The organism is Micromonospora yasonensis, assembly GCF_026013475.1.
GTDB classification, from domain to species: domain Bacteria; phylum Actinomycetota; class Actinomycetes; order Mycobacteriales; family Micromonosporaceae; genus Micromonospora; species Micromonospora yasonensis.
The window spans coordinates 1-22,347 of sequence record NZ_JAPDPH010000114.1 but is presented as its reverse complement, the minus strand read 5'-3'; the positions used below and the strand labels follow the sequence as shown (position 1 = coordinate 22,347).

Sequence of the window (22,347 nt, the reverse complement as noted above, 5' to 3'; positions counted from 1 at the left end):
ATGTACATGAGCGCGGTCAGCACGTACTGCCCGGACGGCGGCAGCCGTCGGTCGAGACCCAGCGACAGGCCGGTGGTGCTGAATGCCGACGTCACCTCGAAGAGCGCTCCGTCGAACGGGGTCCCCTCGGCGATGACGATGAGCGCCATCGTGCCGGCGGCGACCAGCGCAACGCTGAGCAGCGCCACCGTCAGTGCCTGCCGCTGGCTGGCGGCGACCACCCGGCGGTGGCCCACCGTGATGTCCGGCTCGCCGCGAAGCTCCGCCCAGATGACGAAGGCGAGCAGGAAGAAGGTGGACACCTTGATGCCGCCGGCCGTGCTGGCGCTGCCGCCACCGACGAACATCAGGACGATCAGTAGAGGGACGCTCTCCTCCTCGAGATGGCTGATGCCGACCACGTCGAATCCGCCGGTACGGCTCAGCGCGATCTGGGCGAAGGAGGCCAGTATCCGCCCTGGGCCGTGGTACACCCCGATGGTGAGCGGGTTCCGCCACTCGCTGAGCAGCAGGTAGACGAAGCCGATCGCGATGAGCAGGAGGCTGCCCCAGATGGTGAGCTTGGTGGCGATCGCCCAGCCGCCCGGTCGCCGCCACTCCCGGACGGCCTCGAAGAGCGCCGGGAACCCGAGCCCGCCGATGATCGCGCCGAGGCTGAGCGGCAGAATCAGCCAGGGGTCGGTGGCGAAGGCGACCAGCCCGTCGGAGTAGAGGGTGAAGCCGCCGTTGTTGAAGGCCTGGATGGCGTGGAAGGCGGCGTACCAGAGCGCCCGTCCGGGCGGGTAGTGGTAGCCCAGCCAGAGCCGGCCGGTGAGCACCGCCGTCATCACCGCCTCGGTGACGAAGACCGTCCCGGCGATCCGCCCCAGTAGCCAGCGGACGTCGCCGATGCCGTACTCGGCGGTCTCCGCCTGCACCAGCAGCCGGTTGCGCAGGCCGAGCTGCCGGGAGACCGCCAGGATCACCAGCGCCGCCCCGGTCAGGATGCCCAGGCCACCGACCTGGGTGAGCACGGTGATCGTGGCCAGTCCGAACGGGTTCCAGTAGTTCGGGGTGTCGTTGACCGCCAGGCCGGTGACCGAGACGGCCGAGGTCGAGGTGAACAGTGCCGTGACGAACGGGGTGTACCGGTGCTGGCTGGTGGCCCAGGGCAGCATCAGCGCGCCGGTGCCGAGCAGGATCGCCGCCAGGAACCCGAGCGGCACCAACCGTACGGGGTGACGGAGCAGTCGGTGCACCAGGTCATCTTCCGCCCGGAGATTCACCGTCCGGACAGGAACCGACCAACTGCCGGTCAACCGGACCCGGTCTGCTGGGCGTACTCATCGACGACAGGAGACGGCGTTGCGACGTACCCTTTCCGCCCTCGGCGTGGCCGGCGCCCTGCTCGCGGCGGCCGTGGTGGTGCCGACCGTGGCCGCCCAGGCCGACCCGCAGGCCGGTGCCGAGCGGTCCTCCGCCGCCCACCGGCCGCTGGTGATCGGCCACCGGGGCGCCAGCGGCTACCGCCCGGAGCACACCCTGGAGTCCTACCGGCTGGCGATCCGCCAGGGCGCCGACTTCATCGAGCCGGACCTGGTCTCGACGAAGGACGGCGTGCTGGTCGCCCGGCACGAGAACGAGATCTCCGGTACGACCGACGTCGCTACTCACCCGGAGTTCGCCGGCCGGAAGGCGACGAAGACCATCGACGGGGTCAAGGTCACCGGCTGGTTCACCGAGGACTTCACCCTGGCCGAGCTGAAGACCCTGCGGGCCAAGGAGCGGCTGCCCCAGGTACGGGTGGCGAACACCGCGTTCGACGGGAAGTTCGAGATCCCGACCTTCCAGGAGGTCCTCGGCCTGGCCCGGACCGAGTCGAAGGCGCGGGGTCGGACCATCGGCGTCTACCCGGAGACCAAGCACCCCACCTATTTCGCGTCCATCGGGCTGCCGCTGGAGGAGCCGCTGGTCGCGACGCTGACGGCCAACAAGCTGACCCACCGGGGCGACCCGGTCTTCATCCAGAGCTTCGAGACGGCCAACCTGCGCAAGCTCGATCGCATGATCGACGTACGGCTGATCCAGCTGATGGACGCCGCCGGCCAGCCGTACGACTTCACCGCCGCCGGTGACCAGCGGACCTACGCCGACCTGGCCTCGCCGGCGGGCCTGCACTGGGTGGCCGGGTACGCCGACGGCGTCGGCCTGAACAAGAACCTGATCGTGCCCCGGGACGCGGCCGGCAAGCTGCTCGCGCCGACCAGCGTGATCCCGGACGCGCACCGGGAGAAGCTGCTGGTGCACGCCTGGACCTTCCGCGCCGAGAACCAGTTCCTCCCGGTCGACTACCGGATCGGCGCCGACCCGAACGCCCGCGGCGACATCACCGCCGAGTACGAGCTCTTCTTCGGCCTCGGGCTGGACGGGGTCTTCACCGACCAGCCGGACACCGCCGTGGCCGCCCGCGCGGGTCTCTGACCGGCGCCCGCGCCGGGGCGGCTCGGAGCCCCGGCGCGGCGCTCAGGTGACGTGGGGTGTCCGGACCCGTCCGGCGCCCCACGCGCCGTTCCTTGAGTCGGCGCCTGCGGTCGTGCAGTGGCGGTTCGTGGGCGGAGGATTCCTCATCAGTGCCCTTTGGAGCTGATGTCGCAAACGAATCAGGCCGGCCCGGCGCTCCTCCCCCAAGATCGTGCTCAAATCGGAACGCCCGGATCAAGCGGGCGCTGCGGAGCTGGCAGTCCCGGTTCGCGCCGGGGGCGCGCTGGTGAGCCGGGAGCGTTCGTGGTGCACCTGCCGGTGCTCGCCACCGACCTCGACGGGGCGCGACGCTTCGCCCGGGCCATCTGCCGGGCGCTCGGGTTCCTGGCTGACGTGGACCGTGCCGAGGCGACCGTGGCGACGGCGATTGTGGTCCGGCTCGGCGCCGACGGTGAAGAGTGCGTGGCTGTCCACCATCCGAGGGATCTACGTCCGCTTTGCGTAACACGTCCTATTAGTCCTCGTTTTCACCCGTGTCACCGATTCACGACACGGGGGAACTACATGAGAAAGACCTCTGCGCCGATCAGACGAGGCGGCGTCGGCGCCCTGCTGGGCGCCGTCGCGCTGCTGGCCGGCGCGCTGCTGCTGGTGAGTGGCTCACCGGCCCTCGCCGTCTCCACGATCAGCATCAACCCGGGGAACGTCCCGACGACGGCAGCCGGGTTCGACGATCATGAGTGCGACGCCGACCTCGGCGGTGGGCCCTTCACGAACCAGGACGTGTGGGTGTTCGTGCTGCCCGACCGGGCGACCAGTGGCGTGTTCCAGTCGCTCACGCTGACGTTCAGCACCCCGGGCGGCACCGTCACCGAGACGATCCCCGGCCCCAACAGCGCCATTGTCAACAACCTCGGCGACAGCAAGGCCTGGATTCGGACCACGGCCGGCTGGACGCTTACCGGCGGCATCGCGGTGATCTCGGGGACGGCGAGGTTCTTCGATCTCACCCACACCTGCCCCGCCTCGAACCCGGAGGCGAACCCGAAGCTGGCGCTCACCAAGACCGGCACGCCGACCAGCGGGCTCCAGGCCGGTGACAAGGTCACCTACACCTACACGGTGGCGAACCAGAGCACCGGCACGAGCAGCCCGATCACGAACATCACCGTCACCGACGACACGGTCGCCGGCATCACCTGCCAGTCCACCTCGCTCGCGCCGGGGGCGAGCACCACCTGTACCGGCACGTACACCGTCACGAAGGCCGACGTGGCCGCCGGCAAGATCGTCAACACCGCCCAGGCGATCGGACGGTTCGGCGAGCAGACGGTGCCGTCCAACAAGGCCACCTTCACCGTCACCACTCAGGAGGCGCAGGCCAGCCTGTCGATCGACAAGAAGGCCCGGGTCGAGTCGGACTGCAAGAACAAGTGCGAGAACGACGGCTTCGCCGCGAAGGGCGACAAGATCTTCTACACCTACCGGGTGACCAACACCGGCACGGTGACGATCACCAACGTCGCGGTCAACGACCCGACCGCCGGGACCGTGGTCTGCAACCACACCACACTGGCCCCGGGCACCAGCACCGACTGCCACGCGGTCAACCCGTACGTGGTGACCTGGGAGGACGTCAAGGAGGGCAAGGTGGTCAACACGGCCCGGGCGACCGGCAAGTTCGACGGCCGAAACGTAGTCTCCGACCCGGTCACCGTCACCGTCTGCATCCGGGACGGCAAGTTCGACCACCGCAAGGACGGGAAGGACGATAAGGACTGCAAGGATTGGCAGAACGGGAAGGACTGGCAGAACAGCGAGAACGGCAAGGACTGCAAGGGCGGCTGGGACGGCAAGCACCTGCCGGTCACCGGCGGGGACTCCGCCCAGACCCTTGGCGTGGGTGGCGGTCTGCTGGCCGCGGGCGGCCTGCTGATCGGCCTCAGCCGGCTGCGCCGCAAGGTGCGTATCCAGCTCTGACCCGTACCTCGGATACGCTCCGGGCACCGCACGAGGTGCCCGGAGCGTTCCGTTTCCGGGACTCGGCCGGTGGCGGGGTGCAACACAGCCACGTACCCGTGGATGGTGCTGGCGGCTACCGAGGGTGGGGGAGTCGCCCAGCGGTGGTGGGCGGCTGTAACAACGCGCCACCCTGCGTCGATTACTTGTGTGCTTCGGCCACATAGCCCCTGGGTGACGTCACTTCTAGCGTGAGCCGACAACTTACATTCCCCCTGTCCCCACCTGGAGTCGCAATGACGATCCGGCACACGCGACGGGTGTTCCTTTCCGCCGCCACGGTGATGGCGGCCGCGCTGGCGGCCACGGCCTGTGGCAGCCCGCAGGACACCGCCTCCGGCGGCGGCGACGCCGCACCGGTCAAGGTCGGTCTGGTGTATTCCCAGTCCGGGCCGCTGGCCAGCTACGGCAAGCAGTACATCGAGGGCTTCAAGGCCGGCCTCGACTACGCCACCAAGGGCACCGGCAAGGTCGGCGACCGGAAGATCGAGCTGACCGAGGTCGACGACGCGGGTGACCCGGCCAAGGCGGTCTCCGCGGCCAAGGACCTGATCGGCAAGGGCGCGAAGATCATCGCCGGTTCCACCTCCTCCGGCGTGGCCCTCCAGGTCGCGCCGATCGCCGCGCAGAACAAGGTCCTGTTCATCTCCGGGCCGGCCGCCACCGACGCGGTGACCGGGGCGAACAAGTACACCTTCCGCTCGGGCCGGCAGTCGTACCAGGACGTGGTGACCGCCAAGTCCTTCATCGGCGACGCCAAGGGCAAGAAGGTCGTCGTGTTCGCCCAGGAAGGCGCGTTCGGCGACGCGAACGAGGCCGCTGTCAAGAACGTGATCGGCGGTGCCGGCGCGACCGTGAGCAGCGTCCGGGCCCCGGCCAGCGCCACCGAGTTCACCCCGTTCGCCAGCCAGATCAAGAACGCCAAGCCGGACCTGCTCTTCGTCGCCTGGGCCGGCACCACCGCCCCGGCCATGTGGCAGACCCTCGACCAGCAGGGCGTCCTCGCCTCCACCACGGTCGTCACCGGCCTGGACATCCGCGCCTCCTGGCCCACCTTCGGCGCCGCCGGCAGCAAGATCTCCTTCCTGTCGCACTACTTCGACGGGGCCAGCGACACCGACGCGGCCAAGGCCGCCAAGGCCAAGATCCCGGGCGGCACGCTCGACCTGTTCCACCCGGACGGCTTCGCCGCCGCCCAGATGGTCGTCCGCGCCGCACAGGAGGGCGGCGACGACGTGGACAAGATGATCAAGGCGCTGGAAGGCTGGCAGTTCGACAGCATCAAGGGCCAGATGACCATCCGCGCCGAGGACCACGCGCTGCTCCAGCCGATGTACCAGGCCAAGCTGTCCGGCAGCGGCACCGCGTACACGGCGACCGCGGAGAAGACCCTGACCGGCGACGAGACCGCGCCGCCGGTCGCCCAGATGAAGGGCTGACCCCGTGCTCGCCACCCGCGGTCTGACCTGGCGGATCGGTGAGGTCGCCATCGTCGACTCCGTCTACCTCGACCTGGCGCCCGGGGAGTTCCTCGGCGTGATCGGGCCGAACGGTGCCGGCAAGACCTCACTGTTCAACCTGATCACCGGCCTGCGCCGGCCCACCGACGGGCGGGTCCTGCTGGACGGGGAGGACGTCACCGCCCTCCCCCCGCACAAGCGGGCCCGACTCGGCCTGGGGCGTACCTTCCAGGCGTCCTCGGTCTTCGGCTCGCTGACGGTGCGGGAGAACGTCCGGCTCGCCGTACAGGCGCACCGGGGTGGCTCGATGAAGCTGTGGCGGCGGGCGGCGGCCGACCGGGAGGTGGCCGCCGCCGCCGACGCGGCGCTCGACCGGGTCGGCCTGCACCACCGGGGTACGGCGCTGGCCGGCACCCTGGCCCACGGCGAGAAGCGGAAGCTGGAGATCGCCCTGCTGCTCGCCGGGGAACCCCGGGTGATGCTGCTCGACGAGCCGATGGCCGGGGTCAGCGCCGAGGACGTGCCCGAGCTGGTCAGCGTCATCAAGTCGCTGACCGGCGACAGCGGGCGGTCGGTGCTCATGGTGGAGCACCACATGGACGTGATCCTGGAGCTGGCCGACCGGATCGCCGTGATGCACCACGGCGCGCTGCTGGCCTGCGACACCCCGGACACGGTGATGGCCAACGCCACCGTGCAGGAGGCGTACCTGGGGGAATCACTGTGAGCGCGAGGAGTGAGCCGGGTTTGCGAGCCCCGCAGTCGCGAACGGAGATGGCACAGTGACCGAACCGATCCTGTCGGTCGAGAACCTGTCGGTGCGGATCGCCGGGTTGCACATCCTCCAGGGGGTGTCGTTCGACGTCGCGCCGACCGGGGTGACCGTGCTGCTCGGCCGCAACGGCGTCGGCAAGACCACCACGCTGCGCGCGATCGTCGGCCTCACGCCCCGCAACGGCGAGGTGCGCGGCACCATCCGGATGGGCGTGCAGAGCCTGCTGGCCCGCCCCACCCATCGGCTGGTCCGCGACGGGCTCGGCTACGTGCCGGAGGACCGCTGCGTCTTCGCCGGGCTCACCGTCGCGGAGAACCTGCGGCTCGCCGAACGGCGGGGCACCGCGCCGGCGTACGACAAGGTCTTCGCGCTCTTCCCGGAGCTGGACCGGCGCGGACGGCAACGGGCCGGTTCGCTCTCCGGCGGGCAGCAGCAGATGCTCGCCATCGGCCGGGTGCTGCTCAACGACAACCGGCTGCTGCTGGTCGACGAGCCGACCAAGGGGTTGGCGCCGAAGGTGGTGACCGAGGTGGCCGAGGTGCTGGAACGGGTGGCCGAATCCGTGCCGGTGCTGCTGGTCGAGCAGAACCTGGCCGTGGTGCGGCGGCTGGCCCGGGACGCGGTGGTGCTCTCCGCCGGCAAGGTGGCCTGGACCGGGAACGCCCAGGACCTGCTGCTGGAGACCGCGCTGACCAAGTCGCTGCTGGGCGTCGGCTCCGGCGAGGTGCCGGTGAGCCCGAGGAGTGAGCCGGTTCTGCGAGCCCCGCAGTCGCGAACGAAGGGTGGCGCGGCGTGAGCACGGTGATCCTGCTGACCCTGACCGGGCTCGGCCTGGCCGCGCTCTACTTCCTGGTCGCCTCCGGCCTGTCCCTGGTCTTCGGCCTGGCCGACGTGCTCAACTTCGCGCACGGCCTGTTCCTCGGCGTCGGGGCGTACGCGACCTGGTGGGCGGCGGGCAACCTGCCCGGCGCCGGCCCGGAAGGGTTCGGGTTCCTGGTCGCGGTCGCCTTCGGCGTGCTCGCCGGGGCGTTGGTCGCGGTGCTGGTCGAACTGGTGCTGATCCGGCCGCTCTACTCCCGCACCATCGAGCAGGTGCTGGTGACCGTCGGCCTGTCGCTGGCCGGGGTCGCGCTGCTCCAGGCCACCTGGGGCGCCGATCCGCGGACGTTCCCGCGGCCAGGCTGGACCCGCGAGGTCACCTCGGTGCTCGGCGCGAACGTGCCGAACGCCGGGCTGCTGCTGATCGTCGCCGCGGCCGTGGTGCTCGGCGCGCTGCTCGCCTTCCTCCGGTTCACCCGGTACGGCCTGATCATCCGGGCCGGGGTGGAGAACCGGGAGATGGTGACCGCGCTCGGCATCGACGTCCGCAAGGCGTTCACCCTGGTCTTCGCGCTCGGTGGGGCGGCCGCCGCGCTGGCCGGCGCGCTCGGCGGGGTCTACTTCGGCACCGTCTCGCCCGGGCAGGGCGGCTCGCTGCTGATCTTCGCGTTCATCGTGGTGGTGATCGGCGGGATGGGCTCGGTCGTCGGGTCCGCGTACGCGGCGGTCGCGGTGGGGCTGCTGCAACAGTTCGTCAACTACTACGGCACGTCCGGGCTGGGTGACATCTGTGTGGTCGGCCTGCTCGCCGTGGTGCTGCTGCTGCGTCCGCAGGGCCTGGCCGGAAAGGTGGCTCACGCATGACCGAGGTCAAGAGTCCCGAGGTCCCGGCACCGCCCGCCGCGGTACCCGACGAGCTGGCCCCCGGGCGCGCCCGCTGGCACGGGCTGCGGCCGTACCTGCCGCTGGTCGCCCTGGTGGTGGCGGTGATCCTGCCGTACTCGACGGTGCAGCTGCCGGGGGTCTTCGAGGGAGCGTTGAACTCGCCCGGCAACCTGCAACTGCTCGCCATCTGCCTGGTCTTCGGCGGCCTGGCCGCCGGGTACGACCTGCTCTTCGGGCGGGCCGGGATGCTCTCCTTCGGGCACGCGCTGTACTTCGCCGCCGGGGTGTACGGCACCGCCATCCTGGTCACCAAGGCCGGGCTGCCACTGTGGCAGGCCGGGCTGCTCACGGTCATCGGCAGCACCATCCTGGCCGGGTTGCTCGGCGCGGTCGCGCTGCGTACCACCGGCATCGCGTTCGCCATGGTCACGCTGGCCTTCGCCCAGGTCGGGGCGATCCTGGTCGCCCGGAACTTCGGTGGGCTCACCGGCGGCGAGGAGGGGCTGACGCTGGACGTCTCCGGGCTGCCGTCGGCCCTGGTCGGGGTGGCGAACACGGTCAACCTCTACTGGCTGGCGCTGGCGTACCTGGCCCTGGTGGTCTTCGTGGTGCATCGGGTGAGCATGTCGCCGACCGGGCGGGTGCTGGCCGGGCTGCGCGACGACGAGCGGCGGATCGGGGTGCTCGGGCTGGATCCGTACCGGTTCAAGCTGGTCGCGTTCACCCTGTCCGGCGGGCTCGCGGCTGCCGGCGGAGTGGTCTACTCCCTGCTGGTCGGCGCGTCCCCGCACATCACCTCCTCCGAGCTGACCCTGTCCCTGCTGGTCATGGTGGTGCTCGGCGGCCCGGGCACCCGCTGGGGCCCGGTGCTGGGCGGCATCCTCTACATGTACCTGGACCACCGGCTGACCGCGTTCGGCACGTCCGACGCGGTGAACAGCCTCCCCGCCTTCCTGAGCCACCCGCTGAGCCAGCCCCTGTTCGTCCTCGGCACGGTGTTCATCCTGGCGGTGTACTTCTTCCCCGGCGGCCTGGCCAGCCTCCGCACCCGCCTCCACCCCGTGCTGACCGCCCTCCGCCGACGCTGACCGTCCCGTTGATCAAGGAGTTTGCGTCAGGATTCCGCCGTAGGATGACGCAAACTCCTTGGTCAACACGCGAGGGGGCGGCGGCCCCCCGTGTGGGCCGCCGCCCCCTCGTCGCGGGTTCAGCTGTTCAGCAGTTCGTAGGCCGATGTGGGCGCCTTCCGCACCTCGTCGTCGCTGGGCGCGCTGAGCTTCGGCGCCTTGCCGAAGTCGAAGTACCGGACGACGAACGTGATGGCCTTCTGCTTCCCGCCGGCGGGGATGTCCAGGGTCAGCGAGGTGAGGTTGCCGTCCGGCCCGACCACCGCGGTGAACGGCACCTTCCTGGCCGCCTCGCCCAGCGCCGCCACGTCGACCCCGTCCACTGCGGTGGCCACGTCCTGGCCGTTGGTCAGGTCGGCGAACCCGGTGTACGTGCCGTTGCCCTTGTCCTCGACCGTGTCCGCGGTCCGGATGATCGCGGCGGTGTTGGCCGGGTCGGTGCCCTCGTACACCGGAGCGTCCGTCGGGTCGTCGAGCTTGGTCCGGTCCAGCGTCATCCAGTGCTTCGGCAGCTTCAGCATCTCGTGCAGGCCGGAAATGCCCTTGAGCTTCACCCGCATCCAGCTCTTGTCGTCGATCATCCGGAACGTCAGGTCCATGGTGAATTCCGGGTCGTCGTTCTTCTGCGACAGGCCGAGCTCCATGGCGTGTGCGGCCGGGTCCACCACGCCGACGACCTTGTCGGTGCCGTCGACGATGGAGAAGCGGAAGCCCGGGTCCTCCTCGACGGGCACGGCGGCCAGCAGGACGGCCTTCGGGTCGACGGACGGGGACGCCGCCGGGGTGGAACCGGTGCCGCCGGCAGAGGTGTCGTTGGTGGTGCCGCACCCGGCGGACAGGGCGGCGGTGGCCAGCACGGCCGTCGCGATACCCGCGACCCGCCGGATCGTCGCGGCGGTGCCGATACGCTGCGTCATTTCGTTGACTCACTTTCCCAGGGGGCTGTTGCCACGAAGACCCTGGCAGGTCCGGCCGCCGTCTCGCTGCCGATATGCTGCCGTCCGACTGCCGCGGGCCGCCGTCGGCGGACGGGCGGTGTGCAGGAGCGGAAACTCGCATGTCAGAGGCGTTGCGCTTCGAGATCCTCGGCCCGCAGCGGGCCTGGTACGCCGACCGTCCACTCGACCTCGGCGCGGGCAAGCAGCGGGCCGTGCTGGCGGTCCTGCTGCTCTCCGCCGGCCGTCCGGTGCCGACCGGCCAGATCATCGAGGCGGTCTGGCCCGACGAGCCCCCCGCCAACGGGCTCAACGTCGTGCAGAAGTACGTCGCCGGCCTGCGCCGGGTGCTGGAACCCGAGCGGTCCCCGCGTACGCCGGGGCGGGTGCTGACCCTCACCGACGCCGGGTACCTGCTGCGGGTCCAGCCGGAGTCGGTGGACGCGGTCCGCTTCGAACGCGGGGTGCACCGGGCCCGGCAGCGGTCTACGGCCGGGCGTACCGCGGAGGCGCAGGCGGAGCTGGCGGCCGCCCTGGAACTGTGGCAGGGCGAGCCGTTCACCGGGTTTGCCGGGCCGTACTTCGAGACCGCCCGACACCGGCTGGTGGAGCTGCGGGCCGTCGCCCTGGAGACCCGGGTCGAGCTGGACCTGGCGAGCGGTCGGCACCGCGAGCTGGTCGGCGAACTGGTCGAGCTGGTGGCCGAGTTTCCGGTCCGGGAGCGGCTGCGGCACCAGCTCATGCTGGCGCTCTACCGGAGCGGGCGGCAGGCGGAGGCGCTCGCCGCGTACCGGGACTTCGACGAGCTGCTTCGCGAGGAGTACGGCATCGAGCCGGGCGAGGTGCTTCAGGAGCTGCACCAGCGCATCCTGCGCGCCGATCCGTCCCTCATCCCGGCCCCGCCCGCTCCGGTCGCGGTCTCGCCCGTCCCGGCCGTACCGCCGCCGCCCGTCGCCGTACCGCCACCGCTTGTCGCCGGGTCGCCACCGCTTGTCGCCGGGCCGGTGTCCGCCGCCGCGGTCTCGCCCGCTCCGGTCTCGGCTGCTCGGGGCCGGCCCGCTCCGGTCCCACCCGTCGCCTACCTCCCGCCGCCCGTACCGGCACCCCGAACGGCGCCCACCGGGCTGCCGCGTTGGGCCAGCCACCTGGTGGCCGCAGCCGGTGCGGCGGTGGCACTCTGCTCGTTCGGCGTGCTCACCTGGCTGGTGCTGCTCCTCTACGCCGTCCGGCGCGGGCGTGGCTGGCTCTTCGCGGCGGCCGGCGGCTACCTCGCCGCCGTGGTCCTGTTCGTGGCGGGCCTGGAGACGATGGACGCCGACGGCAACGGACTGCTGTCCGACGTCGGGTTCGTCGCGCTCGGCGGGGCGTGGCTGGGTGGCGCCGCGCACGTGATCATGCTCAACCCGGCCGTCGCCGGGATGTTCCGGAGCCGGGCCGGCCGCCGGGCGGCCGACGACCGACGGATCCGCCGTGAGCAGGCTCGCTACCTGCTCTACCACTACCCGGCGGCCCGGGAACAACTGCACATCGGGCGACCCGACCTGCCCCGTACCTTCGACGACGGCGGCCTGGTCGACATCAACGCGGTGGGGGAGAAGGTGATCGTCGGCCTGCCCGGGGTGACCGGCCCGCAGGCCCGGCAGGTGGCGATGGACCGGTGGCTGCGCGGTCCGTTCGGCTCGATGGAGGAGCTGGCCGGCCGGTGCCTCCTCCCGCCGGCCCTCACCGACTCCCTCCGCGACCTGCTCGTCTTCCTTCCCCCCGTCCCCGGACCCGCCCGACCCGACGAACCGCCGCCCCACCCGCCTGCCGCACAGGGCGGATGACAGCGCGGGTACGGCGCGCGGCGGGCTGGGACGGGGGCGCCTGGTAGAAATGCCGGATGAGTCAGGATCGGGTGGCCGTACGCGAGCGCGCCGAGGCGGTGCTGCGGCGGCTGGCGGGTGACCACGCCCGCCTCCGCGAGGACCAGTGGCGGGCCATCGAGGCGCTGGTGGTGGACCGGCGCCGGGTGCTCTGCGTACAGCGCACCGGGTGGGGCAAGTCGGCGGTCTACTTCGTCGCCACCGCGCTGCTGCGCGAGAGCGGAGAGCACGGTCCGACGGTGATCGTCTCGCCGCTGCTGGCGTTGATGCGCAACCAGGTCGAGTCGGCGGGCCGGGCCGGGATCCGGGCCCGGACCATCAACTCGGCCAACCTTGACGAGTGGGACGGGATCACCGCCGAGATCCACGCCGGGGCGGTCGACGTGCTGCTGATCAGCCCGGAACGGCTCAACAACCCGGACTTCCGGGACGGCGTGCTGCCGAAGCTGGCCGCCACCACCGGGCTGCTGGTGGTGGACGAGGCGCACTGCGTCTCCGACTGGGGGCACGACTTCCGGCCCGACTACCGCCGGCTGCGTACCTTCCTCGCCGAGCTGCCCGAGCGGACGCCGGTGCTCGCCACCACCGCCACCGCCAACGCCCGGGTCACCCAGGACGTGGCCGAGCAGCTGGGCGACGCGCTGGTGCTGCGGGGCACCCTGGACCGGGAGTCGCTGCGCCTCGCCGTGGTCGACCTGCCCAGCCCGGCGCACCGGCTGGCCTGGCTCGCCGACCACCTGGACCGGCTCCCCGGCTCCGGCATCATCTACACGCTCACCGTGGCGGCGGCCGGCGAGACGGCCGAGTTCCTGCGCGCCCGGGGCTGGTCGGTGGCCGCGTACACCGGGCAGGCCGAGGACGCCGACCGGCGCGCGGCCGAACAGGACCTGCTCGACAACAAGATCAAGGCGTTGGTCGCCACCAGCGCCCTCGGCATGGGCTTCGACAAGCCCGACCTCGGCTTCGTGGTGCACCTCGGCGCGCCGCCCTCGCCGATCGCCTACTACCAGCAGGTCGGCCGGGCCGGCCGAGCCGTGGCGCACGCCGAGGTGCTGCTGCTCCCCGGCGTCGAGGACGCGGCCATCTGGCGCTACTTCGCCTCGCTCGCCTTCCCGCCCGAGGAGCAGGTCCGGGCGGTGCTGGCGGCGCTGGACCCGGACCGGCCGATCTCCACGCAGGCCCTGGAACCGATCGTCGACCTGCGCCGGGCCCGGCTGGAACTGATGCTCAAGGTGCTCGACGTGGACGGTGCGGTCCGCCGGGTCCGCGGCGGCTGGCTCGCCACCGGCGCGCCCTGGGTTTATGACGAGGCCCGGTTGCGCCGCGTCGCCCAGGCGCGCACCGCCGAGCAGCAGGCCATGCGGGAGTACGCGACCACGTCCGGCTGCCGGATGCGCTACCTGCGGGAGTGCCTGGACGACGCCGGGGCGGACGACTGCGGCCGCTGTGACAACTGCGCCGGCCCGCTCCTCACCGCCGAGGTGTCCGACGCCGCGTTGACCGCCGCGCAGACCTTCCTCGGTCGCCCCGGCGTGGCGATCCCGCCCAAGAAGCTCTGGCCGACCGGCCTGGAGGCGGTGGGCGTACCCCTGAAGGGGCGGATTCCTCCGGCGGAGCAGGCGTTGGCCGGGCGGGCCGTGGGACGCCTCTCCGACCTCGGGTGGGGTGGGCGGCTGCGCGGCCTGGTCGGGCCGGAGGCGGCGGACGGGCCGGTCCCCGACGACGTGGCGGCGGCCGTGGTCGAGGTGTTGAAGGCGTGGGCGCACGGCGACGACCCCTGGCCGCGCCGCCCGGTCGGGGTGGTCGCCGTCGGCTCCCGCAGCCACCCCGCGCTGGTCGGCTCGCTCGCCGAGCGGATCGCCGCCGTGGGCCGGCTGCCGCTGCTCGGCCGGGTCGTGCCGACCGGCCCGTCGGGCGGTGGTGGGCCGCGCGGCAACAGCGCCCAGCGGGTACGCACGCTGCACGACACCTTCGCCGTTCCCGACGAGCTGGCCGACGCCCTGGCCGGGCTGGACGGGCCGGTGCTGCTGGTCGACGACCTGGTCGACTCCGGTTGGACGGTGGCCATGGTGGCCCGGCTGCTGCGCCGGGCCGGGGCCCCGGACGTGCTCCCGCTGGCCCTCGCGGTCGCCGGCTGACGTCGTCGTCGAAGGCGTCGTGGCGCGGCGTCCGGCGCGCCGGGCTGACGTTGTCGTCCGGCCGGCGGGGAAAGTTCCCGGGCCGGCCGGATTGCGAGCGTCGCCACCGTCACGGACCGTCCGCGGACCGGTACGCCGCCCGCCGGTACGGTGGTTCCCATGACCGAGCAGCGACCCGTCGTCCAGACGTACGCCGTCACCGGGATGACCTGCGAGCACTGTGTCCGGGCGGTCACCGAGGAACTCTCCGCCCTGCCCGGCGTCGACGAGGTCCGGGTCGACCTGGCCGCGGGCACGGCCACGGTCACCAGCGCCGAGCCGCTGCCGGTGGAGTCGGTCCGGGCCGCCGTCGACGAGGCTGGCTACGAGCTGGCCGGCGGCGTTGCCTGAGTCGCCGCTCGCCGAGGCGGTGGCACCCACCGGCGGGGAGTCGCCCGCCGACCCCGGCGCGCCCCTCGGGGTGGACCGGGGCACGCTGCGGCTCGCTCTGGTGGTGGGCGGGCTGGTGCTCGCCGTGCTGCTCGGCTTCGGCCTGGGCCGGCTGAACCCGCCGCCCACCGGCGCCTCCGGCAACGTACCGGCGGCTGTCGCCGGCCACACCCACGCCCCGGGCACCGGCGCGCACTCGCACGGCAGGGCCGGCGTCACGCAGGCCGGCGGCGCGGACGCGGCGGGCCTGTCGATCAGTTCGGGCGGCTGGACGCTCACCCCGTCGACCGTGGAGTTCCCGGTCGGCCGGGCCGGTGAGCTGCGGTTCCAGATCCGGGACGAGCGGCAGCGGGTGGCCACCCGGTTCGCCGTGGTGCACGACAAGCCGATGCACCTCATCGTGGTGCGCCGCGACCTGACCGGCTACCAGCACCTGCACCCGACCATGGCGGCGGACGGCACCTGGTCGGTGCCGCTGACCCTGACGGCAGCGGGCGCCTGGCGGGCGTACGCCGACTTCACCGTGGTCGCCGATGATGGCCGGCAGACCGTCGCCACCCTCGGCGTCGACCTGACCGCCGCCGGCTCGTACGTGCCTCGGCCGCTGCCGGCCCCGGCCGCCTCGACCTCGGTCGACGGGTTCGCCGTCGACTACCAGGGCACGCCGAAGCCGGGCGAGACGGTGCCGCTGCGCTTCACGATCACGGCCGGCAGCGCGCCCGCCGCGCTGGAGCCGTACCTCGGCGCGAACGGCCATCTGGTCGCGATCCGCGAGGGGGATCTGGGCTACCTGCACGTGCACCCGGGGCCGCAGGCAGAGCCGGGCAACGTGACCTTCTGGACCACGGTGCCCGGGCCGGGCCGCTACCGGATGTTCCTCGACTTCAAGGTGGGCGGCGTGGTCCGGACCGCCGAGTTCACCCTGGCCGTCGCCTGAGCGGTCAACCCGCCCGGCGGACCGGCCGGCGGGCCAGATAGCGGAGCAGGTCGCGGATGTGGTGCTTCTCCTCCGTGGGCACGGTCGGGTCGGCCAGCCGCTCCAGGATCACCCGGACGTCCGCCTCCACCGGGGCGTCCTCGGCGCCCCGACGGCGGGGGACCGGGCCGGCGTCGGGCAGGCCGAGTGCGCGGAAGGCGGCGGCCACCGGCAGGTCGAGGGCGGCACAGAAGCCGCGCACCTTGGCCAGCTCGGGGTAGTCCTGCCAGTCGCCGGCCAGCCAGCGGAACACGGTGGACCGCCCCACACCGGTGTGCGTGGCCAGGTCGGTCACCGTCCAGCCACGCTCCTCGCGGGCGTCATCGATGGCACGCCGGACGAAGCGCGCGAAGGCCATCTGTGGCGAAACGTCTGAACCCATCCCTGCGGGGTCATCCTTCCCGGCCGGAGCACCGGACGGTGCGCCTAAGAGGGTAGTACGGCCGGCCGTGGAAGTAACTGACTGATCGGTCGGATGGCGGCGTGGCCGGGACCATTCGCTTGCCCCGAGGCAACGGCAGCGCGACCGCCGCCAGCCGCTACGCCCGGGTCTGCCCGGCCGCCGCGAGCAGCGTCTCCAGCCGGGGCGTGACGCCCCACTGGTCGATCAGCTCCCGATACTCGGCGCGCTGGCCGTCGGTCGGCGCACTGCCGGTCCGGCGGGCCCGGATCAGCAGGTTGCGCGGGGTGTGCGCGGAGTCGACGAACTCCACCACCTCGGCCCGGTAGCCGTGCAGCCGGAGCAGCCCCGCGCGTAGCGCGTCGGTCAGCACGTCCGCGAACCGCTCGCGCAGGATGCCCTGCCTGGTGAGCAGCTCGTACGGTGCGGGCGCCGGCCGGGCCCGCAGCTGGGCGGCCAGGTCGTGGTGACAGCACGGGGCGGCGAGCACCCAGCGGGCACCCCAGCGGACCGCTCGGGCCAGCGCCTCGTCCGTCGCGGTGTCGCAGGCGTGCAGCGCCAGCACCAGGTCGGGGGCCGGGTCGACCACCGCGTCGGCGATGGTGCCGGCCACGAAGCGCACCCGATCGGCCCAGCCCAGCCGCCCGGCCAACTCCGTGTTGCGCCGGCGCTGGTCCTCCCGGACGTCCACGCCGACCAGCTCGACGTCCAGCCCGCGCTGCGCCAGGTACCGGTACGCCGCGAAGGTCAGGTAGGCGTTGCCGCAACCGAGGTCGACCACCCGCAGCGGCCCGGTGAGGTCGTCCGGCAGGGTGGCCGCCAGCGCGCGCAGGAACGCGTCCACCTGGCGGCGCTTGGCCGCCGAACCGCCGATCTCGGCGAACAGCGGGTCACCCGGGTCGAGCAGCCAGTCCTTGGCCCGGTCGTGGCCGCCCTGCTCGGGGGCGGGACGGCTGGCGACCGCCCGGTGCACCTGCGCCTCGCCCGACTTGGTCACCCGGAGCTGGAGCGTGCTGTCGGCGGTCTCCACGTGCCAGTTGCCGAACGGCTCGGCGAGCAACTCGTCGACCGCCGCGCCGGCCTCCGCGCCCGGTGCCACGTTCCGGGTGTACGGCCGGGCCCCGTCCGAGGTGGAGATCTGCAGCCGGGGGCCGGCCTTGAGGGTGACCGGGCGCAGCTCGGCCCGGACCACCGAGGGGCGCTGCCCGCGTCGCCGGCCGGCGGCGACCGCCCGGGTCAGCGCGGGGTCGAGCAGCAGGGCCCGCACCTCGGTCAGCGCGGCGTCCAGGGGTTCCGGCATCGAATCCATCATCCTTCCCGGCCTCCGGCTCCGTGCCGGGCCGGCCGTGCGTGTCTGGGCCGTTCGCCCCGCCGGGACGGCGGCCGGGCGCGGTCCCCGAGGTGCCGGTCGGCCCCCCGAGGTGCCTGTCGGTCCCCGTTTGCTCTGCTGCGGCGGACGCAACACCGGGAGGCCGAGAGTGTTGCGCCGGCTGCAGCAGAGCAAAGGGAGCCGAGGAGAGACGACATCCCCCGCGCCGGGGCGGCGCGGGGGATGTCCCGGATCTCGCAGGGTCAGTCGGCGATCGCCTCGGCCGGCGTACCGATGTCCGAACCACCGCCGCCACGGCGGCGCCGGCGGCGGCGCGGCTTGGCCGGCGACTCGCCCTCGGCGGCGGCGGGCGCGGCCGGCTCGGCGCCGCCCTCCGTGGCGATCACCGCGGTCGGCTGCTCGCCGGCGACCGCCTCGCCGGCCCGGCGACGCCGGCGGCGACGCGGGGTGCGGGTGCCCTCCGCCGCCTCGGCGGTGTCGCCCTCGTCGGTGGGCGTCGCGGCGGCGTCGCCCCCGCGACCCCGGCGGTGCTCCCGGCCGCGGCCGTCGCCGCGCCGTGCGCCCCGCTCGCCCCGCCGGGACCGGCCGCCGCCCAGGTCCTCCTCGGCCTCCGCGGACAGCCCGGCGCGGGTGCGCTCGGCGGTCGGCAGGGTGCCGCTGATCTCCGGGGAGATGTCCAGGTCGGTGTAGAGGTGGGCGGAGGTGTGGTACGTCTCCGGCGGCTCGGGCATGTCGAGGCCCAGGGTCTTGTCGATGATCCGCCAGCGCGGGACGTCGTCCCAGTCGACGAAGGTCACCGCGACACCGGTCGCCCCGGCCCGGCCGGTGCGGCCGATCCGGTGGGTGTAGGTGTCCTGGTCCTCGGGGCAGTCGTAGTTGATGACGTGGGTGACGCCGGTGACGTCGATGCCGCGGGCGGCCACGTCGGTGGCGACCAGGGTGTCGATCTTGCCGGCGCGGAACGCGCGCAGCGCCCGCTCCCGGGCACCCTGGCCGAGATCACCGTGCACGGCGGCGACCGCGAAGCCGCGGAAGTCGAGGTCCTCGGCGACGCGGTCGGCGGCGCGCTTGGTACGGGTGAAGATCATGGTCAGGCCCCGACCCTCCGCCTGGAGGATCCGCGCCACGATCTCGACCTTGTTCATCGAGTGGGTGCGGTAGGCGAGCTGCTTGGTCTGCGGCGACGGGCCGGTCTCGGCGGTGTGCCCGGCGTGGATCGTCACCGGCCGGCGCAGGAAGCGCCGGGACAGCGCGACGATCGGGTCCGGCATGGTGGCCGAGAAGAGCATGGTCTGCCGGTCCTCCGGCAGCATGGCCAGGATCTTCTCGACGTCGTCCAGGAAGCCCAGGTCGAGCATCCGGTCGGCCTCGTCGAGCACCAGCGCGCGGACCCGGTCGAGCCGCAGGTGCTTCTGCTTCTGCAGGTCCAGCAGCCGGCCCGGGGTGCCGACCAGGATCTCGACGCCCTTGCGCAGCGCCTCGACCTGCGGCTCGTACGCCACGCCGCCGTAGATCGGCAGCACCCGGACGCCCCGGGTGCGGCCCGCGGCGTCCAGGTCCTTGGCGACCTGGAGGCCCAGCTCGCGGGTGGGGACGACGACCAGTGCCTGCGGCACGCCGTCGCTGCCCTCGGACGGGGCGAAGACCCGCTCCAGGAGCGGGATGCCGAAGCCGAGGGTCTTGCCGGTGCCGGTCGGCGCCTGGCCGATCAGGTCGACGCCGCGCAGCGCGATCGGCAGCGCGTACTCCTGGATGGCGAAGGCGCGGGTGATGCCGGCGGCGGCCAGGGCCTCGACGGTCTCCTGACGGGCGCCGAGTGCGGCGAAGGTGGGAGCCTCCGGACGGACCGGAGCGGTGGGGGCCAGCGGCTGGCCTTGAATCTGCTCGCTCATATGGATTTGGGGGTGCCCTCTCGTGGTGCGCCCCTCATGTCCTCAGGGCGCGATCGGTATGGCGCGGGCCACACGGTCGGGGGCGGTACGCCGAGCCGGACCGGGCCGCACGCGCGCCGGGGACCGGCGGTGATCAGCTGACCAACAACGGTGCTGATCGGATCGGTGCCCACGGCAACTGTCTCATCCTACCTGAACCACCCCTCGGGAGTCCGCATTCCGGTGACCGGTCGACGTCCAGGGGTGATTGGTGTGATCTGGACCACAGATCGCCGGGACGGTAGCCTGCCCTGGTGTCCGCCCCCGATCCCGCCGTGATCGACCTGCTCGGCCTCGTCGCGTACGGCGAGCTGCTGGCCTTCGACCGGCTCGCCGCCGACGCCCGGCTCGCCCCCGATCTGCGCCGCCGGGCGGCGCTCGGCGAGATGGCCGCCGCCGAGATCGCGCACTACCGGTGGATCGCCGACCGGATCACCGCCCTCGGGGCGGCACCCGACGAGGCGATGGCCCCCTACGTCGAGGCGCTGGAGGCGTACCACGACTCGACCGAGCCGAAGGACTGGCTGGCGGCGGTGACCAAGGCGTACGTGGGGGACGCGATCACCGACGACTTCCTGCGGCAGATCGCCGACGGGCTGGCCGAGCCGGACCGTCAGCTCATCCTCGACGTGCTGCACGACTCGCGGTACGCCGAGTTCGCCGCCGCCGAGATCCGGGCGGCCATCGCGGCCGACCCCCGGGTGGCCGACCGGCTCTCCATGTGGGCCCGCCGGCTGGTCGGGGAGGCGCTCTCCCAGGCCGGACGGGTCGCCGCCGCCGACCGGGGCGCGCTCACCGCGCTGATCGCCCGCCGGGTCGACGTGCCCGCGCTGTTCCAGCGGCTGACCGATGCGCACACCGCGCGGATGACCGCCGCCGGGCTGAACAACTGAGATTCCGGGGCCGCCGTGGCGGGTGCCCCGCCACGGCGACCCGGTGGGGAATTCAGCGGACGGTGAACCCGACCGCGCGGGGCGAGGCCTCCGCGATCTCGACGTAGGCGACCTTGCCGACCGGCACGATGACCCGCCGGCCCTTCTCGTCGGTCAGGGAGAGGGTGCCCTCACCCTTGGCGACGGCGTCGGTCACGATCTGCTCGATCTCGGCCGGCGACTGCGCGCTCTCCAGGACCAGCTCCCGCGGCGCGTACTGCACGCCGATCTTGACCTCCACTGTGCCTCCTCAACTGGGGCGAAAGAGCCGCCGTGGGAAGGCTATCCGATCTGCGGGCCCGATGTTCAGGCTGACTCACCTTGCAGCGGGAAGCTGGCGATGCCGCGCCAGGAGAGGGCAGCGACCAGCGCCTCCGCCTCCGCCTTGGGCACCTGCCGGCCCCCGGCCAGCCAGAACTGCGCGGCCGTCTCCGCCGCCCCGACCAGGCCGGAGGCGAGCAGTTCGGCGTGCGCCCGGCTGACCCCGGTGTCCGAGATGATGGTGTCGGTTATCGCGGCGATGCAGCCCTGCTCGACCCGCTCCACCCGCTGCCGGACCGCCGGGTCGTTGCGCAGGTCCGACTCGAAGACCAGCCGGAAGGCCTCGCTCTCGTGGTCGACGAAGTCGAAGTACGCGCGCACCGAGGCGCTGACCCGCTCCTTGTTGTCGTTGGTGCCACGCATGGCGTCGTGCACCTTCGCCACGATGGCGTCGCAGTGCGTGTCCAGCAGCGCCAGGTAGAGCTCCATCTTGCCCGGGAAGTGTTGGTAGAGCACCGGCTTGGAGACTCCCGCGCGCTCGGCGATGTCGTCCATCGCCGCGGCGTGGTAGCCCTGGGCGACGAACACCTCCTGAGCGGCCGCGAGCAGCTGCTTACGGCGCGCGGAGCGGGGCAGCCGGGTGGGCCGACCGGCGGTCTGTGCACCGTTCCCCACAGCGGTCATGGGAACCTCCGAGTTTCTACGTACGAGCCGGCACTTATCACCCGAACCGGTCGGGGCCGGTGAACCCGTCCCGGAATTGGCCCGCCGCTGTAACTTATCGCCACTGTCACCACACGGTAGCCTCAGCGGGGGCGACCAAGGAGCGCGCGGTGAGTGATTCAGGGCAACCCGGAGCCGCCACCCCGGGAGAGCACGGCGACGGGACGGGTCAGCAGGACGACCTGGCCCGTACCGGCGGCGGGTGGGCGCCCCCGGCGGCCGGCTGGGCCCGGGGCGCGCAGGCCCCCGCCGGCTGGCCTCGGCCCGACCTCACCGGCGGCTGGGCCGCGTCGTCCCCCCGCCACGGCGACCTCCCGGCCCCGCTGCCGGGGCTCCCCGCCGGGGAGCCGTCGGCCCGGGTCAACGGCCACCATGTCAACGGCGTGCCGCACGCCGGGGAGGAATCGCCCGTGTCCCGCCAGGCGCCGGTGAGTGCCCCGCCCCTCGACGAGCCGCGCCGCGAGACCGACGGCGGCCGCCTGGCCGTGCCGGCCCAGCGGCCGGCATCCGGGGTGGAGCAGCCAGCCGCCGACGCGGAGTCCGGGCCGGTCCGGCACACCTCGGACGAGCCCTCGGCGGGCCGCGCGGCGCGCTGGGCGGAGGGTGTCGTCCCGTCCTCGGCGCCCCCGGCCCTCCAGGTGCCGCCGGTCGGCGCCGCCGCCTCCGGCTTCGAGGTGCCGCCCGGGTTCCACGCCCCGACCGCCGAGCGGTCCGGTGCCGAGCCGCCCCCGTCGCTCTCCCGTGCATGGGCCGACCAATACCCGACCGAGCCGCCCGGCGAGGTCCCCTCGCTCTCCCGGGGCTGGGCCGAGCGGCCCACGTCCGCGCCCCCGGCCGATCAGGACTGGGCCGACCACCCCGCCTCGGGGCCCTCTGTCGAGG

At 73.0% G+C, this 22,347-nt stretch carries 19 protein-coding genes and 1 pseudogene; 13 read left to right on the top strand and 7 right to left on the bottom strand.

All coding sequences use genetic code 11. The annotated features are described in order from the left end of the window. Positions 1-1,238, bottom strand: a 1,238-nt coding sequence (locus ONA70_RS21850) for a TrkH family potassium uptake protein (RefSeq protein ID WP_265008333.1), incomplete at its 3' end; no start/stop codon positions are given. Positions 1,239-1,344: 106 nt separating this feature from the next. On the opposite strand from ONA70_RS21850, the gene ONA70_RS21845 reads away from it, so the two are divergent. From ONA70_RS21845 to ONA70_RS21815, 7 genes are all read left to right on the top strand, one after another. Further along, positions 1,345-2,460, top strand: a complete 1,116-nt coding sequence (locus ONA70_RS21845) for a glycerophosphodiester phosphodiesterase (protein ID WP_265008332.1) — start codon at positions 1,345-1,347, stop codon at positions 2,458-2,460. A gap of 303 nt (positions 2,461-2,763) precedes the next feature. Next, positions 2,764-4,440 carry a DUF11 domain-containing protein gene (locus tag ONA70_RS21840; protein ID WP_265008331.1) on the top strand — a complete coding sequence of 559 codons (1,677 nt, stop codon included), beginning with the start codon at positions 2,764-2,766 and terminating at the stop codon, positions 4,438-4,440. Between the two features lie 275 nt (positions 4,441-4,715). Beyond that, a complete protein-coding gene (locus ONA70_RS21835) occupies positions 4,716-5,918 on the top strand; it encodes a substrate-binding domain-containing protein (protein ID WP_265008330.1) in 1,203 nt (400 codons plus the stop codon). 4 nt (positions 5,919-5,922) lie between these two features. Next, positions 5,923-6,666, top strand: a complete 744-nt coding sequence (locus ONA70_RS21830; protein ID WP_265008329.1) for an ABC transporter ATP-binding protein — start codon at positions 5,923-5,925, stop codon at positions 6,664-6,666. A gap of 55 nt (positions 6,667-6,721) precedes the next feature. Continuing rightward, positions 6,722-7,510, top strand: coding sequence for an ABC transporter ATP-binding protein (locus ONA70_RS21825; RefSeq protein ID WP_265008328.1), 789 nt, complete (start codon positions 6,722-6,724; stop codon positions 7,508-7,510). Then, positions 7,507-8,397, top strand: a complete 891-nt coding sequence (locus ONA70_RS21820) for a branched-chain amino acid ABC transporter permease (RefSeq protein ID WP_265008327.1) — start codon at positions 7,507-7,509, stop codon at positions 8,395-8,397. Before ONA70_RS21825 ends, ONA70_RS21820 begins: the two co-directional genes overlap by 4 nt. Then, positions 8,394-9,506 (top strand): branched-chain amino acid ABC transporter permease, encoded by a 1,113-nt coding sequence (locus tag ONA70_RS21815; RefSeq protein WP_265008326.1) that lies wholly within the window; start codon positions 8,394-8,396, stop codon positions 9,504-9,506. The genes ONA70_RS21820 and ONA70_RS21815 overlap by 4 nt, the downstream gene beginning before the upstream one ends. Before the next feature lie 119 nt (positions 9,507-9,625). On the opposite strand, the gene ONA70_RS21810 is transcribed toward ONA70_RS21815, so the two are convergent. Further along, positions 9,626-10,462 carry a hypothetical protein gene (locus ONA70_RS21810; RefSeq protein ID WP_265008325.1) on the bottom strand — a complete coding sequence of 279 codons (837 nt, stop codon included), beginning with the start codon at positions 10,460-10,462 and terminating at the stop codon, positions 9,626-9,628. A 140-nt stretch (positions 10,463-10,602) separates the two neighbouring features. Here ONA70_RS21810 and ONA70_RS21805 point away from each other — a divergent pair, with 140 nt between their 5' ends. From ONA70_RS21805 to ONA70_RS21790, 4 genes are all read left to right on the top strand, one after another. Next, positions 10,603-12,306 carry a BTAD domain-containing putative transcriptional regulator gene (locus ONA70_RS21805; protein ID WP_265008324.1) on the top strand — a complete coding sequence of 568 codons (1,704 nt, stop codon included), beginning with the start codon at positions 10,603-10,605 and terminating at the stop codon, positions 12,304-12,306. Between the two features lie 56 nt (positions 12,307-12,362). After that, on the top strand, positions 12,363-14,483 hold the full coding sequence (locus ONA70_RS21800) for a RecQ family ATP-dependent DNA helicase (RefSeq protein WP_265008323.1): 2,121 nt from the start codon (positions 12,363-12,365) through the stop codon (positions 14,481-14,483). Positions 14,484-14,642: 159 nt separating this feature from the next. Continuing rightward, complete coding sequence (locus ONA70_RS21795; protein WP_265008322.1) at positions 14,643-14,873, top strand: heavy-metal-associated domain-containing protein; 231 nt, start codon at positions 14,643-14,645, stop codon at positions 14,871-14,873. After that, on the top strand, positions 14,866-15,849 hold the full coding sequence (locus tag ONA70_RS21790) for a hypothetical protein (RefSeq protein WP_319958078.1): 984 nt from the start codon (positions 14,866-14,868) through the stop codon (positions 15,847-15,849). The genes ONA70_RS21795 and ONA70_RS21790 overlap by 8 nt, the downstream gene beginning before the upstream one ends. 4 nt (positions 15,850-15,853) lie before the next feature. Here ONA70_RS21790 and ONA70_RS21785 read toward each other — a convergent pair whose 3' ends face one another. The 3 genes from ONA70_RS21785 to ONA70_RS21775 form a co-directional block, all read right to left on the bottom strand. Beyond that, positions 15,854-16,270, bottom strand: coding sequence for a helix-turn-helix domain-containing protein (locus ONA70_RS21785; protein WP_265008321.1), 417 nt, complete (start codon positions 16,268-16,270; stop codon positions 15,854-15,856). Positions 16,271-16,427: 157 nt separating this feature from the next. Then, positions 16,428-17,588: a class I SAM-dependent methyltransferase gene (locus ONA70_RS21780; protein WP_265008320.1), complete on the bottom strand. Its 1,161-nt coding sequence runs from the start codon at positions 17,586-17,588 to the stop codon at positions 16,428-16,430. Positions 17,589-17,860: 272 nt separating this feature from the next. Further along, positions 17,861-19,510: a DEAD/DEAH box helicase gene (locus tag ONA70_RS21775; protein WP_265008319.1), complete on the bottom strand. Its 1,650-nt coding sequence runs from the start codon at positions 19,508-19,510 to the stop codon at positions 17,861-17,863. A gap of 293 nt (positions 19,511-19,803) precedes the next feature. On the opposite strand from ONA70_RS21775, the gene ONA70_RS21770 reads away from it, so the two are divergent. Then, positions 19,804-20,442: a ferritin-like domain-containing protein gene (locus tag ONA70_RS21770; RefSeq protein ID WP_265008318.1), complete on the top strand. Its 639-nt coding sequence runs from the start codon at positions 19,804-19,806 to the stop codon at positions 20,440-20,442. Positions 20,443-20,494: 52 nt separating this feature from the next. On the opposite strand, the gene ONA70_RS21765 is transcribed toward ONA70_RS21770, so the two are convergent. Then, positions 20,495-20,722 carry a DUF3107 domain-containing protein gene (locus tag ONA70_RS21765; RefSeq protein WP_265008317.1) on the bottom strand — a complete coding sequence of 76 codons (228 nt, stop codon included), beginning with the start codon at positions 20,720-20,722 and terminating at the stop codon, positions 20,495-20,497. Positions 20,723-20,787: 65 nt separating this feature from the next. Next, a complete protein-coding gene (locus tag ONA70_RS21760) occupies positions 20,788-21,426 on the bottom strand; it encodes a TetR/AcrR family transcriptional regulator (protein WP_043965396.1) in 639 nt (212 codons plus the stop codon). A gap of 149 nt (positions 21,427-21,575) precedes the next feature. On the opposite strand from ONA70_RS21760, the pseudogene ONA70_RS21755 reads away from it, so the two are divergent. After that, positions 21,576-22,347, top strand: a pseudogene (locus ONA70_RS21755) (hypothetical protein); the annotation flags it as partial.

What these genes read in the sequence shown, in the direction of transcription:
- ONA70_RS21805 (WP_265008324.1), top strand. Translation starts at nt 10,603, where the DNA reads ATGTCAGAGGCGTTGCGCTTCGAGATCCTCGGCCCGCAGCGGGCCTGG.
- ONA70_RS21785 (WP_265008321.1), bottom strand. Translation starts at nt 16,270, where the DNA reads ATGGGTTCAGACGTTTCGCCACAGATGGCCTTCGCGCGCTTCGTCCGG.
- ONA70_RS21780 (WP_265008320.1), bottom strand. Translation starts at nt 17,588, where the DNA reads ATGCCGGAACCCCTGGACGCCGCGCTGACCGAGGTGCGGGCCCTGCTG.
- ONA70_RS21800 (WP_265008323.1), top strand. Translation starts at nt 12,363, where the DNA reads ATGAGTCAGGATCGGGTGGCCGTACGCGAGCGCGCCGAGGCGGTGCTG.
- ONA70_RS21795 (WP_265008322.1), top strand. Translation starts at nt 14,643, where the DNA reads ATGACCGAGCAGCGACCCGTCGTCCAGACGTACGCCGTCACCGGGATG.
- ONA70_RS21775 (WP_265008319.1), bottom strand. Translation starts at nt 19,510, where the DNA reads ATGAGCGAGCAGATTCAAGGCCAGCCGCTGGCCCCCACCGCTCCGGTC.
- ONA70_RS21815 (WP_265008326.1), top strand. Translation starts at nt 8,394, where the DNA reads ATGACCGAGGTCAAGAGTCCCGAGGTCCCGGCACCGCCCGCCGCGGTA.
- ONA70_RS21760 (WP_043965396.1), bottom strand. Translation starts at nt 21,426, where the DNA reads ATGACCGCTGTGGGGAACGGTGCACAGACCGCCGGTCGGCCCACCCGG.
- ONA70_RS21835 (WP_265008330.1), top strand. Translation starts at nt 4,716, where the DNA reads ATGACGATCCGGCACACGCGACGGGTGTTCCTTTCCGCCGCCACGGTG.
- ONA70_RS21810 (WP_265008325.1), bottom strand. Translation starts at nt 10,462, where the DNA reads ATGACGCAGCGTATCGGCACCGCCGCGACGATCCGGCGGGTCGCGGGT.